This window comes from Legionella qingyii (genome assembly GCF_003184185.1).
The window spans coordinates 25,385-40,618 of the sequence record NZ_QHJG01000026.1 but is presented as its reverse complement, the minus strand read 5'-3'; the positions used below and the strand labels follow the sequence as shown (position 1 = coordinate 40,618).

Here is a 15,234-nt window from a genome sequence, read left to right as displayed (position 1 = left end):
ATCATGGTTCTATTTCACTGCATAAGGCATTACTTAATTGATACTATGCAATTGTCCGAATAATCCCGCCATCTACACGAATACTCGCTCCATTGGTAGCAGAAGATAATGGACTGCATAAGAATACAACCATATTGGCAATTTCTTCAGGGGTAGAAAATCGTTTGATTAGCGAGGTTGGTCTTAAATCCTCAAAAATTTCTTTCTCAATTTGTTGTGTTGATTTATTTTGTTGTTTTCCAAGATCGCTTACAAATTGGCTAATACCTTCACTGCTAGTAGGGCCGGGGAGAACTGAATTGACGGTGACATTAGTTCCTTTTGTTGTCTCCGCCATACCTCGCGCAATGGCAAGCTGTGCCGTTTTACTCATCCCATAATGCACCATCTCTTTAGGAATTTGTACCGCTGATTCACTTGAAATAAATATAATTCTACCCCAGTTTTGCTTTAGCATAGGGGTTATATAATGACGACTTAAGCGAACACCACTCATTACATTGACCTCAAACATATGCAGCCATTCCTCATCTGAAATATCAATAAAGGGCTTGGTGTTGTAAATGCCGGCATTATTGACAAGAATATCTACTGTGGGTATTTGCTTCATTAATGCTTCTGTTTCACTTTTTTTACTTAAATCAGCCGGTCCTGCAATCAAATTGGCTTCGGGATTGTGTGCTTTTATTTGTTGCATTGCCTCATTTACTCTATCCTTGGTTCGGCCATTAATAACAACTGTTGCGCCTTCCTCAGCTAATATTTGCGCGATTGCAAAACCTATTCCGGCTGTGGAACCTGTTACTAATGCTGTTTTACCTTTAAGTTTTAGATCCATGATTTATTTCCTGAAATCAATCGGTTGAAATGAAAGTCACCTATTTATAGGTTTAATCAGAAAGATTAGCAAATTTTTTTTAATTTTTAATTTTTTTATAATTAATTATTCTTATAGGAGAATGATGTTTAGAAGAAAGATAGTTATGAACAATCTAAGCTTCTCTCAGAACTTATGGCTGAATTATCAGGTTTAGTTTGGAAACCTCATGAGCAACTTCTTTAAATATTAAAGCCTTATATGTATAGTCTAGTCCTAATTTATTAAAAAATATTAACTTTTATAAATATATATAGTTATTTATAAAGGATAAAAAAATGTTGCTTCATGCTTGTTATAAAACATATTGGTAAGCAAAGAATTAGGTATTTTTTGAAATTGTTTTATTGTCGCTAACTCAATTTTGCCTTGTAATTTTATGGTAAAAATGAGTTGTTTTGCTTTTCCAGAATCTATCCATTTCATGATGAGCGCATAAGCTCGCTCAGGATAACAGGCGACATCCGATAAAACCCAATCATAACTGTGTTCCAACTGCATCGGGTCTATAGCGAAGGCGCTTTGTTGCAAGTAGTTAATGCGTGGTAGTTTGGCAATTTTAGGGTCTAATAAAGCTTTATCAACCGCAGTTACTGATGCCCCCAGCGATTGCATGACATAAGTCCATCCTCCAGGAGAAGCCCCTAAGTCCAGTGCTTCATCACCCGGTTTGGGATACTTCCCTAACAGAGTAAGTGCTTCCCACAGTTTCAAGTAGGCTCGATTAGGGGGATTTATTTTATCTTCAATAAAATTGCATATTCCATGCGGCCATTTTTTTTGCGTTTTGCGCTATAAATCAACGTATTTTTATCTAATAAGCTAAATGCTCCTATTGAGGGAATTTCAGATTCAATAGGAAAATGACGCATGAGCGGTGGAACCTGACGTAATTGTTCTTCGATTAGTCGAGAGCGTCTGATGTTAGAAATAGGGTGCAAATACCAAAATTTTCCGGCTTGGCGAAGAATTCGTACGGCTTCTGAAATTGATTGAAAAGTTACTTTTTGAGGTTCTAACCAAATATCTTGAGCAAAGCATACATCTAGTTTTTTATGAGGGGAAAAAACCAAATCTTCTATAATGTGTGAAACTTCACCTAATTCTTGAGATAGTAATGTTAGAAATTCTGGTTTAGTTACATAGATAGCAGCAATTTTATCCATAAGTTGAACTTAAAATACGGTTTAAAAAAACGATATATTATCATTATGATCGTATAGGAAACGAGTCTATGCAGATAAAAAATAATTGATGAACTCTAAGAATAATATGGTCTAACAGTAGACCTGATTAAGAATATGTATATCAGGACTTTTCCGTATAATTTTCTCTAGCCTCAAGACCCAAGGCCGCACCAAATTTCTGCGCAGCAGAAATGAAACTGCAAAAAGCAATTAATTCTGCAATTTCTGCCTCAGAGAAATATTTTTTTAAGCGAACGATTTCGTTATGAATGACATAGTATTTTTCCGTGCTGTTTCTCATCTGATACAAAAGTATATGTATAAATGTGCGCATTTTAAATATGTAGTGAAGTCTTTCTGGTTTCTGGCACAAGTTTCCTGGATTACAGCCAAAACTTTATTATAAGTATAATATACACCCCGCAAACAATGTCTAAAATTAAACCATATAGTGTGGTAGTGATTTATTAATGCTACTGAATGGCATTAATCAGACTTGAGAAATAGGGCAGTTGTTCTGGCCGATGATACCGAGCAAGAGAAGCAGAGTGTTCAAATGGTCGTCCTTGGTTAAGAACGTGTAAGGTATACTCGATTGGTTTACTGATGAAAAAGACAACTTGTCTTTTTCATCAGTAATTGCTTTATTTCACATATACAGTACTTGCTGCTGGACCGTCATTACTTCTTGCCTCAACAAAACTAACTCTTTTTCCTACTTCTAATTTATTGAAATCATAATCGATTACACTTTTACTGGTAAAACGAAGTCTTCTACCATCAATTGTTTCAATAAAACCATAATCAGCCAGAGGCGCTATTTCACGAACGAGCCCTATGGGTGGAAGTTCGTGATGTTTTATTTCACCACGTTGTTTATGAACGTATTTTTTTAGTTGCCGTGTCATAGCAAGAAACTTATCTCTTATTGCTACATAAACGTCTTCATAAGCATGATTTTCTGCAAGATCTCGGTTCACTACGAGTTCTGCATTTGGAACAACAAGATCAATACGTACATGAAAAATTCTGCCTTTATTGTGATGTCGATGCGTTTCAATGCTTACGCTACAACTAATAATACCGTCAAAGTACTTCCCTAATTTTTCAGCATGCTTGCGTACATTACTCTCAATAGCTTTTGAGTACCGTAGATTATTGAATATTATTTGTATAGGAAAATATGCTGAATTGTTCATTGTTTGCTCCTTATATCTCATACATCAATAACGATTATTTAAAGCTATGTTCTTTGTTTTGCTTCTTTTTTTTGTTGAAATTTGATTACATCAACCATTTTGACCATTGTCTCAGCTAGAATTTCAATGAAATCATCAAGAGTAATTATACCTATAAGCATTTTGTCATGATTGACAACCGGCAAACGGCGTATTTTTTTTGAATGCATCATTTCAAGCGCATCAAAAAGGCTGTCATTTTCAAAGACGCAACTAAAGGGTTCGGTGAGAATATCTCGGACTAACAATGAGTCAGGTTTAACACCTGCCGCCATAACCTCGACGACTAAATCACGATCGGTAACAATACCTATTGGCACCTTTTTATTTTCTTGTTCCTCAAGCAAAACTAAGTCTCCAACATGATGGGAACGCATGAGATCCGCAGCATTTTTTACTGATTCATAATCATTGATGACAACTACATCCCGGTTACAGTATTCGCCAACTCTCATAAAGGTCTCCCAAAATAATAGTTGCTATCGTTTTTTGCTTCGTAAACAAAGTACTTTTCGAGATAGAAAATGGTTCATATTCACTCTACGTCCAACAACGAAATGATCGCAGGGCATGAACGCTAAATAATTTTATTAACTGTTTTTAGTATAGTATATAAAACTTAAATCGGGCTAACTCGACTAAGATAACACTGATTTTATGCTGAAATTGAGGATATAGATGGTTGTTTTTTGAAAAACCGACAACGGAATATGTAAAGATTTATAAGTAAAAACAATAGAGATAAACATAAAGATATAAACAGGCTACTTTTTAATAGAATAAGAATAAATAAAACTAAAATGGATCGTATTATTTCAAAAAAAAGGACTTTTTGTTTGCCATTGGCAATTGAGCCAAGTGTATAAAGGGTGAATAAAATAAATGCTCCAATAAGCCATGAGCTCAGTGAGCTCAAAGTGAATATAAATGAAAGATATGCGTATAGAGCTATTGCTATTCCTATGTTTAATAACATATATAATTTAGGAGACTCGCTATTATTCTGATTGACCATTCTTTTGGAAATGTATTGATTCTGCTGCTGTAAACGATGAATTACCCATTCTGGAGGCATAAAAAATGCTTGAATGATGTCCAGCTTATTTTTCAGATTTTTTCCATAATACAATACATCTTTAATAACTTTAACATTGGCATAAAAAGGATTCCATGAATCAAGCGGCTCAGTTACCCCATATTCTGCAGATGTATTTTCTGGCTCAAATGTTCCAAAAAGTTTGTCCCATATAATTAAACTTCCTGCGAAGTTTTTGTCTATATATTGCGGGTTTATGCCATGATGTACTCTATGATGAGAAGGTGTATTAAAAATTTGTTCAAACCATCCCATTCGGTTAATCAATTGAGTATGAATCCAAAATTGATAAATAGTATTGCTTGAAGCGACTAGAACAAACATCCAAGTTGGAAAGCCTAATAAAGCCAGAGGCAGATAAAAAATCCAAGATGTTAACGTTTGAAAATAACCCTGTCTTAGAGCAACTGATAAATTATAATTTTCACTTTGATGATGAACCGAGTGTCCTATCCAAAGGAAATTACATCGATGGCTTGCTCGATGGTACCAGTAATAACAAAAATCAACACCAAGCCAGAGCATGAGCCAGGAAATAAGAAGATGAGGATTAATATTAAACAAGGCAAAATGCTCATATATATAATAATAACCAAAAATTATTAAACCTCTTACTGGTAGTGCCCCAATTTCCTCGAGTATGCCAGTGCTCAAATTATTAATAGAATCATTGAATTGATATACATCTGATTTTTTATAAAAGGATATGCTCCATTCAATTCCAATTAAAATTAGAAATATTGGTGCAGCAAAAACTGTTAAATTAATATCCATATCAATCCTTTAGCTTGAGTCTGAGTCAAGATAGAAATAATTTATTTTCTGCTAATTGTATTCTGATTGTAAATGTTGATATTAATGTTTATTTTCTTTTATTCAAGAAACATCATTTTCAGTATTGGTGCAATTAAATGAGTACCTGATCACTAGTTCTGCGCGATTCTAAAAAATTCATATATTCAGTTTCATAGCCTATGCAGGCTGGCAGATGAGCAACAGAGCTAATGGTGTATCTAATAGGGGGGGCAGAAGATTCATGATTTACCGATCGATTATTAATAAAACAATAATCGATTCCAAAGTTCTTTGCTCCATAACCATCACTAATAATCGAATCACCCACCATTAATATTGAGTTTTTTTCAATCACTTGTTTGCGCTTCCTCGTGATTTCTTGTATGGCAATATTAAAAATTTCTAAGTTAGGTTTCGCTACGCCAACTTCATCAGAAACAATATAACAGTCAAACCAATTATTTAACTGGAGTCGTTGCCTTTTTTCTTCTTGTGTCTCGACGAAACCATTAGTAATAATACCTAAAATATGTCCTTTTTGATGTAAGAATTGAATAGCCGTTCTCACGTTAGGTATCCAATGCGCGTGAACACAAAGATTGATATCATATTCATCTGCAATCACTTCAACAGGAGTAGTGCAAAAGAGCTTTTGATTTAACTGTACGAATCGTAATAACCTGACATCGCTTGGCATGAGTGCATTTTTTTCCGACCCAACTTGATTCCATAGACTAGTATTAATTTCTTTATATAGACGCTCAAAAAGAGTGTATTCGACTTTTGAGTAAAATTGTTTATAGATATTTAACAATCCCATGCGTTGGGAATAGGTAAAATCAATTAGCGTGTCATCTAGATCAAATAAAATAACTTGATAAGGCATTTATGAATCCTGATTATTCATCTACATCCAAAGATGCAAGTACCAGTTCACTATACTTTGTCCCCAGAATAAAGAAATTAATCCGCTTACACACAAAAAGGGACCAAATGGGATCGCAGTATCTTTGGTTTTACCTTGTAAACGTAAATACAATAAACCAATGATTGTACCACCAATTGACGAAAGAAGGAGAATTAACGGTAAAAATACCCAACCAAACCATGCTCCAAATGCAGCAAATAATTTAAAATCTCCATTACCCATACCTATTTTTCCAGTAAATAAATAAAATATTTTGATAAATATCCATAATCCCATGTAGGCTCCCGCAGCGCTAAGAACTGCTTGAGGTAATGAAGTAAATAGATTTTCAGTATTGGCAATAAGACCTATCCACAATAAACTTAAGGTAAGACTGTCAGGTAAAATTTGATGGTCCAAATCAATGAAAAATAAACAAATTAAAATCCAAATAGCAATCAATACAAAAATCAATTGTAAGGTAAAGCCAAAATGCCAACTCGCATATAATGAAAGGAGCATGGTGCCTAATTCAATCAAAGGATAGCGGATAGAAATAGGGCTTTTACATTGGTAACAACGTCCACGTAGAAATAAATAGCTTAAAATCGGGACATTTTGCCAAGCTTTAACCATGGCTTTACATGATGGACAAAAAGATCTTGGCAAAAATAAATTAATTGGTTGTTGCTCTTCTTCATTTTTGCCACCAACCAGTTCATTATATTGTTGTTTCCATTCTCTTTCTAACATGATAGGCAAGCGATAAATAATCACGTTAAGCAAACTACCCACTGCAAGCGAAAATAGAGCAATTACAAGGTACATAAACCAAGTATGATTACTAATAAGGTCATATATCATTGAATGATCCTGCCAAAATATCTAGGTGCAGCGAAGCGCAACCTGGATTTTAGGTCATAAATTTCCTGGGGATTCGCTTCGCTGCACCCAGGCTAAATAAGCTATTAGGATATAATTATTAAATGTTTTATACCGCAGATCCAAGTTTAAAGATGGGCAAATACATTGCAACAACAAGTCCACCTACCAAGACACCTAGAACACACATAATAATAGGTTCTAATAAACTACTCAGTGAGTCGACTGCATTATCAACATCTTCTTCATAAAAATCAGCCACCTTACTTAACATTTTTTCTAGAGCTCCTGATTCCTCACCAATTGCAACCATTTGGATCACCATATTAGGAAATAATTGAGTGTTTTCCATGGCTTTATTCATTTGCTGCCCGGTGGATACCTCTTCCCTAATATTATCGGTGGCTTTGGCGAAAATAATATTCCCCGTAGCTCCTGCTACGGATTTAAGTGCCTCAACTAAAGGCAGGCCCGCAGCAAAGGTAATTGATAGAGTCCTTGCAAAACGAGCAATCGCCGCTTTTTCAATAATAGGGCCAATTACCGGTATTTTTAGCAGTGCTTTATCTACATTTTGCGCAAATTGCGGTGAGTGTTTTTCTGCATAGATAAATGCATAAATCCCACCACCCAAAATTCCAAAAATTAAATACCAATAGGATTGAAAAAATTTGGACATACTCACTACAGCTTGGGTCATTGCGGGCAAGTCCGCACCAAAACCTTTGAATAACGCTTCAAATTGAGGTACTACGAAAATAAGTAAGCCTGCCGTAACCAAAAAAGCAACAACTAACACGGCGAGGGGATAAGTTAATGCCTTTTTAATTTTCTTCTTTATGGTTTCAATTTTTTCCTTATAGGTTGCAACTTTATCCAGCATGATATCTAGGGAGCCCGATTTCTCACCAGCCTCCACCAAATTGCAAAATAATTCATTAAAATGCGCTGGGAATTTTTTCAATGATTCTGAGAGCGTTAAACCTGTTTCAACATCTCGCTTAATTGTTTCAATTAATTCTTTGAATCGCTTATTGGATTGTCCTTTTGCAACAATATCAAAAGATTGTACTAAAGGGATCCCTGATTCAATCATTGTCGCTAATTGGCGGCTAAATACGGTTATATCCGCTGATTTTATTTTTTTGCTTTTTAGACTGAATAGAGGCGCGCGTTTTTTAGCAATTTTATTAACAACAATTCCTTGCTTTCGTAACTCCACTTTGGCTAAAGCAAGACTTCGAGCCTCAATATCTCCATTTATTTTTTGAGCTGCTTTATTAACGCCAGTGTAATGAAAAGTTAAGGTGGTATTGGCATTTTTTTTCATTTTTGCATAGTTAATCAACGGTTACCCGATTGACTTCCTCAATAGTTGTAATACCTTGCTTTATCTTTTCAAGTCCGGATTGATAAATAGTAATCATCCCTTCTTCCTGAGCAATCTTTAATATTTCCAAGGAGTTTCCTCCTGCCATGATGATCTGGCCTAGTTTCTTAGTCATAGGCAATACTTCAAATAATCCTATTCTTCCTCGATATCCGCTGGTACACCTTGCGCATCCCCCCGCTTTGTATAACTTAATTCCCTCTATATCAGCTTCGGTAAAACCTAACTCTAATAACCCTGGTTTGTTGAAGTCATCTCTTAAGACTTTACAATGTTCACATAACTTTCGAGCTAAACGCTGAGCAATAATCAGTGTTACGGAGCTCGCTACATTAAATGTTGCAATACCCATATTAACTAAACGATTTAATGTTTCAGCTGCACTATTCGTATGCAATGTTGAGAGCACTAAATGTCCTGTTTGAGCAGCTTTAACTGCTATTTCAGCCGTTTCCAAATCACGTATCTCGCCTACCATGATGATATCAGGGTCTTGGCGTAAAAAAGAACGTAACGCATTAGAAAATGTTAACCCTGCTTTAGGGTTTATATTAACCTGATTAATTCCTGTTACTTTTATTTCCACGGGATCTTCGGCAGTGGAAATATTGACTTCTTTAGTATTAAGAATATTTAATGCGGTATATAATGTTACCGTTTTACCACTTCCTGTTGGTCCTGTTACCAGGATCATCCCTTGAGGTCGTTCAATTGAATGTTTAAAATATTCTTTTTGGATAGGGCTAAAACCTAACGCTTCGATACCTAATTTTGCAGAACCGGGGTCCAAGATCCTCATAACAACTTTTTCACCTGCGGTAGTAGGGCAGGTGCTTACACGAAAATCAATGGATCTGGTTTTGGATATTTTCATTTTAAAACCACCATCTTGAGGAATTCGTCTCTCGGAAATATCCAAACTGGACATGATTTTTATGCGTGCAGTAATTCGCGTAGCTAAAGTTCCAGGAGGAGTTGCAATTTCGTGTAAAATACCATCTTGACGATAGCGTATGCGATACTCTTTTTCATAGGGTTCAAAGTGGATATCAGATGCTCCTTGTTTGATGGCATCAAGAAGTATTTTATTAACGAATTTAACTATAGGAGCATCTTCTGTTATCGAAGTGACAACAGTTGTATCACGCTCTTCTTCTTCCTCATTAATAATTATTCCATCGAACTCAGCAGTATCTCCAACAAATTCGGATAAACCTTCAGTTTCTTTTACGGTGAGTAAATGATCAATTAATGCACTCAGCTTATCTGCTTCAACGATAATTGCATGTATATTAAGTCCCGTATGGAATTGGATCTCCTTTAAAGAAACTTGTTTGCTGGGATCCTCTGTTGCAAGATATAAGTTATTTCCTCGACGGAATAGAGGAACCATTGAATGTCGACGAATTAATTTTTCATTTACCAGATTCGTAGGAATGGAATCGATGTCAATGCAGTCCAAATCCAGCATAGGAGCACCAAAATTATGGGATGCTGTGAGTGCGATTTGTGTGGCTGATAAAATGTTATTTTTAACAAGGTATTGAACTAAAGAGATTTTTTCTGCAGCGGCATGTTTACAGAACTCTATAGCTTGTGGTTTATCCAAAAGCTTTTCAAGGACAAACAATTGTCCTATTCCATATAATTTAAATTCATCGCTTCCTAACATAAGTTCCAGTAAGTATTTATTATAATATTAAATATAGTTAATCAATTTAATAAATTCACGTGTTCCATTAATGTTCGTGTTGTTCGAATTCAGTCCGAAGCGAGGAGTAATGTCATAACAATCGTCAAATGGTTGATTCGTCCAGAATTCATGGGTTCTACTAAGTCACCTAGACACTATTTAAAATCAAAAAATGGATTGTATGTATATGAAACTCGTTGTATTGTAGTTTAATTCAGGATTAACTATTTTAAAAGGTATTATTTTGTTGATCGAACGGCAAATTAAACAATATCGCGCCCTGAATAAATGGTTTCAATCGCCTCTTGGGCTTTTTGCTGCTCATGAATTTTTAGTAAATCTTGAACATGAAAGTGACTATTCACATGGCAATACATTACTGCAATTGGGGAATTGCGGCGATAATATATGGCTAAAAAAATTTAATTATATCAATAAGTGGATTGCGTCTCCTTTTTATATAGCAAATAAAGTTCAGATTGAATGTGCCTTACATCAGCTTCCACTAGATCGTAATAGTGTTGATTGTATAATTGTACCACTCACTCTTGAACCTTTTGCCAATAGTTTTAGCTTGATTGATGAAATTGATCGCGTTCTTAATCCAATGGGGTTTGTTATTTTATTAAGCATTAATCCTTGGAGTCTTTGGGGTGGGGCAATGAAATCCGGGTTTCTGCACTGCTACAGTGATCAAAAAGTTAAAATGCGAACGCCGTTTAACCTAAATCGGATTTTTTTGCAAAGAGGTTATAGACAGCATTCTCTAAGCAACTTTTGCTATATTCCTCCGGTTAATAACGCCTCATTAATTAAAAAATTTACTTTTTTGGATGAAATAGGCAAAATGCTTTGGCCTTTACCTTCTGGTTTTTACTGTTATGTTGCTCAAAAGTATCAGGTTATAGAACCTGTATTACAGGTAAATCCCGCGCAATTACCAATGAAAGATTACCAGGCTCCATTGCAGCCAGTTATTTTTTCTTCTCAGACCTCCAGTATTTATCCCCTTGATAAATAAAAATAATATAGATTATTGATCTTTTCATTTAAAAGTCATATCAAATGTTATTATCCCGTCCAAATTGCTCTTGAGTAATGTTTTCTTTTGCGAGTTATAATTGATGCACGCTAATTTAATTTGAATAGAGTGCCTTTGTTTTTGTATAATTTGCTTTGCCATAAAAACAGGTTAATCTTATGAATAAAAAAACGATATTCAGAATCACTTTTGCTAATCAAGAAGCAATTTATGAAATTTATGCACGTTCCATTAAAGAAAGTGAGATGTTTGGGTTTCTCGAGGTCGAAGAATTGGTGTTTGGTGAACAAACAGCATTAGTTGTTGACCCTTCTGAAGAGCGGTTAAAGATTGAATTTAATGGTGTAAAGCGGACATTTATTCCGATGCATTCAATCTATCGTATCGATGAAGTTACAAAACAAGGGACAGCCAAAGTAAAAGATAATCCAGGCTATGGAAGTAAAGTTAGCCCTTTTCCTGGTACAGGAAAAATAAAAGATTAAATGTATCCCAATAACCTGCTCTGCCCCGAGGACTGATAATGACTATTCCCGATAAAATTAAAGAAGTTTACGAAAAATCATCTTGTTTGTTTACAACTAATGAAGTTGAGGCCGCTCTTGATCGAATGGCAATTAATATACATAAGGAATTGCAAGATCAAAATCCTGTACTTGTCTGTGTTATGGTAGGGGGATTAGTCCTTTTAGGCAATTTACTTCCACGATTGGATTTTCCATTAGAAGTAGATTACGTACATGCAACTCGCTATCGAGGCGAGACAACAGGTGGAGATATTGTTTGGAAGGTAAAGCCATCGGCTAATTTGCAAGGCAGGACTGTTCTTGTTGTTGATGATATTCTTGATGGTGGTGTTACGCTGGCAGCAATTATCGATGAAATAAAATCCTTGGGGGCTGAAAAAGTTTACAGCGCTGTTTTGGTGGATAAGTACCGAAAACGTGTCCCAAATGGATTGCAAAAAGCTGATTTTGTGGGCTTACAAGTTGAAGATCATTATATATTTGGATATGGCATGGATTACAATGAATACTTGAGAAATGCCCCAGGAATTTTTGTAGTACATCCTGAGCATGAATAATCAAAATCGTAGCTTGATGAACTAAAATACTTATACCATACAGGTATTAATTGATGAAAAGGATTTCAAAACATCTGGTTGAACCAGCAGGCAAGGAGCCTAAAATCCGTTCCGTAGTGGTTACAGGAGTTTCATCTGGAATTGGCTATGCTATAGCTAGGCAACTGGTTGCTCAGGGCGTAAGAGTTTTTGGAAGTGTGCGTAATCAAAATGATGCACAACGTCTAATTAATGAACTCGGCCCTCTTTTTGTTCCTCTTACTTTTGATATAACCGATCAAATTGCGGTTAGAAATGCAGCCCAAATGGTACGTGAACAATTACAGGGTGAAATGCTCTGGGGATTGATTAATAATGCAGGGATTGCTGTTGTTGGGCCATTAATTGAAACGCCGATTGAAGAATTTCGCCGTCAATTTGAAGTCAATGTTATTGGGCAAATTCAGGTAACTCAAGCTTTTGTTTCTTTACTTGGTGCTGATGAATCTCTGAAAGGAAAACCTGGAAAAATTATTAACATAGGTTCTATATCAGGTAAAATATGTAGACCATTTTTCGGTCCGTATTCTATCTCAAAATATGGTCTGGAAGCGTTTTCAGATACATTAAGAATTGAATTAATGATTTATGGTATTGATGTCGTGCTTATTGGTCCAGGAATGATTAATACCGCGATTTGGCATAAGAGTGAAGACCTGGTTAGTGATGATAAACTGCGTAAATCAATTTATGCAAAACCGTTACTTAAATTTAAAAGTTATATTTATCATAAGATTGCTCAATCTGCTTTACCAGCAAAAAAAGTGGGAGAACTTGTATATCAGATTTTACCTAATCCTCATCCTCAAACGCGTTATGTTTTGGTCCCTAATCTCTTCTCAGACTGGATACTTCCAAGATTATTACCTAAGCGGTTTTTAAATAAGAAAATAGCAAAAGCACTTGGTTTGTTTAAAGAAGGCTCACCTGATAGTTAGTCATGTCTTATTGTTTCTTTATTGCCTTATTTTTGATCGATCGCAGTGAGTGCTGATTTTGTAGTGATGTACGGGATCGTACTAAACATGAATATCGATTTTAAAATCCAAATGATGTTAAATCTGATCTATCGATTAAACTGAAAAACATTAAAAATTTTAAATACAATTAAGGAAGTTATGGATGTACACGAGACACTATTTTGTAGATGCATTAATTAAAGCTATTAAAGAAAATAACTACGAGGATGTGATAGACCTGGTTAAGTTAATTAATGAACGATCACCTGCTTCTTTATTTGCGTGTGATGAAGAGAATAAAACACTGTTACATTTGGCCTTAGCAACTGGTGATGAAGAACTATCTAACTTTTTATTTAATGAAATTAAAAATAATGAAGTGATTTATACAAAAGACCATGAATTAAGAACGGTTTTTTGGTATGCAGCAAAAGATTCATTTTGCGATATTTTTATAAAGCTACTAAATCAGGCAAAAAAAGACGACCAACAAACTTTGATTTTTGCATGTGACACATATAAATCTACACTTTTACATAAAACAGCTTGGCTTGGTCAGCATAAAATTATAGATATCTTATTTCATCATGTCATTTCAGATAAAGATAATGAATTTATTAATCAAGCAGATGATGATGGTAATACGGCATTGCATAAATGCTACCAAGCACTTCTGGATTGCAGAAAAGAACAACCAATAGTTGAGGAGTCAATAAAAAATTTCATTCAGATCATAGTAAAACTATTTCAAAATGGAGCAGACCTACATCTTTTCAATAATGAAAATATCACTTCATTTATGTTGCATAGACAACTTCCTATCCGCGATCAAGAACATATTTTGCTTCGTCTTAAAAGCAGAGAGAGGGCACACTTTTTAAGTGCTTATGCTCGGTTATTCGACGAGCAAAAAGATAAATATGATCCAATGGAGAAAAGTCTTTATATACGATATAGCGGAATTCTTAGCCTGGTCGAGTTAGTTAGAGCCAATTATTTATGTAATCCAGGAATGATTCCACGGGCATTATATCTGCAAAGTGTGAGCGTACCAAAAGATCAAATATTATCATATGCAGCTAGGGGGTATACTTTTATCGAGTCAGATCAAAGATATCTTGAATCAGAAAAAGGTAAAGAAAAAGTTGAAGATCGTGGTTATAAAAATGACGAAGACTTTGTCTTAATGATAGGACAAGAAGTCATCCCTGACTCCATATTAGCGGAGATGCCGAGAGCGTTCAAAGATAATTTAAAATCAGACATAAATCTCAATACTGTAGCAAGGCGCAATATTTCGAAATCATCTCCTTCATCTTCAATCACTTATCACTATCAACATTCAAATAATGATAGGATTGTTTTGAATTGCTTGATTAAACAGATGGAAGATTATTTAGCTGACTTACAAAGACGCACTCCACAAGCTGATCCATTTTTTAGGGCGGCAACAATAAGTATGTCGGGTGGATCTATTTGTTGTTCACTAGTTATTATATTATATTTTATTTATAGTGCTGTTGATGCCTACCAATATTTGGAATCTCATAAAGAAGTGCTTGACTATGAAACAAGAGGATATTATAGGGAACAGGGTGACCTATACGTGGCTCTTGCACTTTTGGCACCTTGGCTTCTTCTTATTCCTGTGGTGGGGATATCTGCTTGCTCTGCTAATTTTTGGAATATAGAAAAAAAGATTGCAAGTCTTGAATATCAACGCTTTATTGAGAGATTGGAACTCGTTTCGAATAAGCTGGCTGATATGCAAGGGCTTCACGCCCCAATTCATCATGAAATTCATGTGCAATTATTGCAAGATATTGGCTTGTTAAAACAGGATCAGTACCTGACAGATACCATTAATATATTTGCGCGTTGTATTGAGGCATTAAAGGTAATACGACGAGACGTAATAAATAATGAAAAATTATCAGCGTATTCAATTTTTTCACGTAAGGAAATCGCTATTACAGTAAATGAATGTACACCGTTACAACAGATTCCCCAATCTAGATTAACCTATGGAACGATGTAGATACTTT

At 35.1% G+C, this 15,234-nt stretch carries 14 protein-coding genes and 1 pseudogene; 5 read left to right on the top strand and 10 right to left on the bottom strand.

The window, feature by feature from the left end; all coding sequences use genetic code 11:
• Positions 1-43: 43 nt before the first annotated feature.
• From DGG96_RS14785 to pilB, 10 genes and pseudogenes are all read right to left on the bottom strand, one after another.
• Positions 44-838 (bottom strand): SDR family NAD(P)-dependent oxidoreductase, encoded by a 795-nt coding sequence (locus DGG96_RS14785; RefSeq protein ID WP_110143421.1) that lies wholly within the window; start codon positions 836-838, stop codon positions 44-46.
• Between the two features lie 300 nt (positions 839-1,138).
• Positions 1,139-2,043: pseudogene (locus DGG96_RS14780) on the bottom strand (SAM-dependent methyltransferase).
• Positions 2,044-2,185: 142 nt separating this feature from the next.
• Positions 2,186-2,398 (bottom strand): carboxymuconolactone decarboxylase family protein, encoded by a 213-nt coding sequence (locus DGG96_RS14775; protein ID WP_127059501.1) that lies wholly within the window; start codon positions 2,396-2,398, stop codon positions 2,186-2,188.
• 310 nt (positions 2,399-2,708) lie between these two features.
• Entirely contained in the window at positions 2,709-3,263 is a 555-nt protein-coding gene (locus DGG96_RS14770; protein WP_110143419.1) for an HPF/RaiA family ribosome-associated protein, read from the bottom strand.
• A gap of 44 nt (positions 3,264-3,307) precedes the next feature.
• Positions 3,308-3,757 (bottom strand): CBS domain-containing protein, encoded by a 450-nt coding sequence (locus tag DGG96_RS14765; RefSeq protein ID WP_110143418.1) that lies wholly within the window; start codon positions 3,755-3,757, stop codon positions 3,308-3,310.
• Between the two features lie 200 nt (positions 3,758-3,957).
• Positions 3,958-5,172 (bottom strand): sterol desaturase family protein, encoded by a 1,215-nt coding sequence (locus DGG96_RS14760; protein WP_110143417.1) that lies wholly within the window; start codon positions 5,170-5,172, stop codon positions 3,958-3,960.
• A gap of 133 nt (positions 5,173-5,305) precedes the next feature.
• On the bottom strand, positions 5,306-6,079 hold the full coding sequence (locus tag DGG96_RS14755) for an HAD family hydrolase (RefSeq protein ID WP_110143416.1): 774 nt from the start codon (positions 6,077-6,079) through the stop codon (positions 5,306-5,308).
• A gap of 21 nt (positions 6,080-6,100) precedes the next feature.
• Positions 6,101-6,964: a prepilin peptidase gene (locus DGG96_RS14750; RefSeq protein ID WP_110143415.1), complete on the bottom strand. Its 864-nt coding sequence runs from the start codon at positions 6,962-6,964 to the stop codon at positions 6,101-6,103.
• Between the two features lie 127 nt (positions 6,965-7,091).
• Positions 7,092-8,312 (bottom strand): type II secretion system F family protein, encoded by a 1,221-nt coding sequence (locus DGG96_RS14745; RefSeq protein ID WP_110143414.1) that lies wholly within the window; start codon positions 8,310-8,312, stop codon positions 7,092-7,094.
• A 10-nt stretch (positions 8,313-8,322) separates the two neighbouring features.
• Complete coding sequence (gene pilB, locus DGG96_RS14740; protein WP_110143413.1) at positions 8,323-10,044, bottom strand: type IV-A pilus assembly ATPase PilB; 1,722 nt, start codon at positions 10,042-10,044, stop codon at positions 8,323-8,325.
• A 265-nt stretch (positions 10,045-10,309) separates the two neighbouring features.
• On the opposite strand from pilB, the gene DGG96_RS14735 reads away from it, so the two are divergent.
• The 5 genes from DGG96_RS14735 (at position 10,310) to DGG96_RS14715 (ending at position 15,227) form a co-directional block, all read left to right on the top strand.
• Positions 10,310-11,086: a methyltransferase domain-containing protein gene (locus DGG96_RS14735; protein WP_110143412.1), complete on the top strand. Its 777-nt coding sequence runs from the start codon at positions 10,310-10,312 to the stop codon at positions 11,084-11,086.
• 179 nt (positions 11,087-11,265) lie between these two features.
• Entirely contained in the window at positions 11,266-11,592 is a 327-nt protein-coding gene (locus DGG96_RS14730) for a DUF1820 family protein (protein ID WP_058468897.1), read from the top strand.
• 38 nt (positions 11,593-11,630) lie between these two features.
• Positions 11,631-12,191: a hypoxanthine-guanine phosphoribosyltransferase gene (locus DGG96_RS14725; RefSeq protein WP_110143411.1), complete on the top strand. Its 561-nt coding sequence runs from the start codon at positions 11,631-11,633 to the stop codon at positions 12,189-12,191.
• A 53-nt stretch (positions 12,192-12,244) separates the two neighbouring features.
• The gene (locus tag DGG96_RS14720) at positions 12,245-13,168 is read left to right on the top strand and encodes an SDR family oxidoreductase (protein ID WP_233590603.1); all 924 of its coding nucleotides are present in this window, start codon (positions 12,245-12,247) and stop codon (positions 13,166-13,168) included.
• A gap of 184 nt (positions 13,169-13,352) precedes the next feature.
• On the top strand, positions 13,353-15,227 hold the full coding sequence (locus DGG96_RS14715) for a hypothetical protein (protein ID WP_110143410.1): 1,875 nt from the start codon (positions 13,353-13,355) through the stop codon (positions 15,225-15,227).
• Positions 15,228-15,234 lie beyond the last annotated feature (7 nt).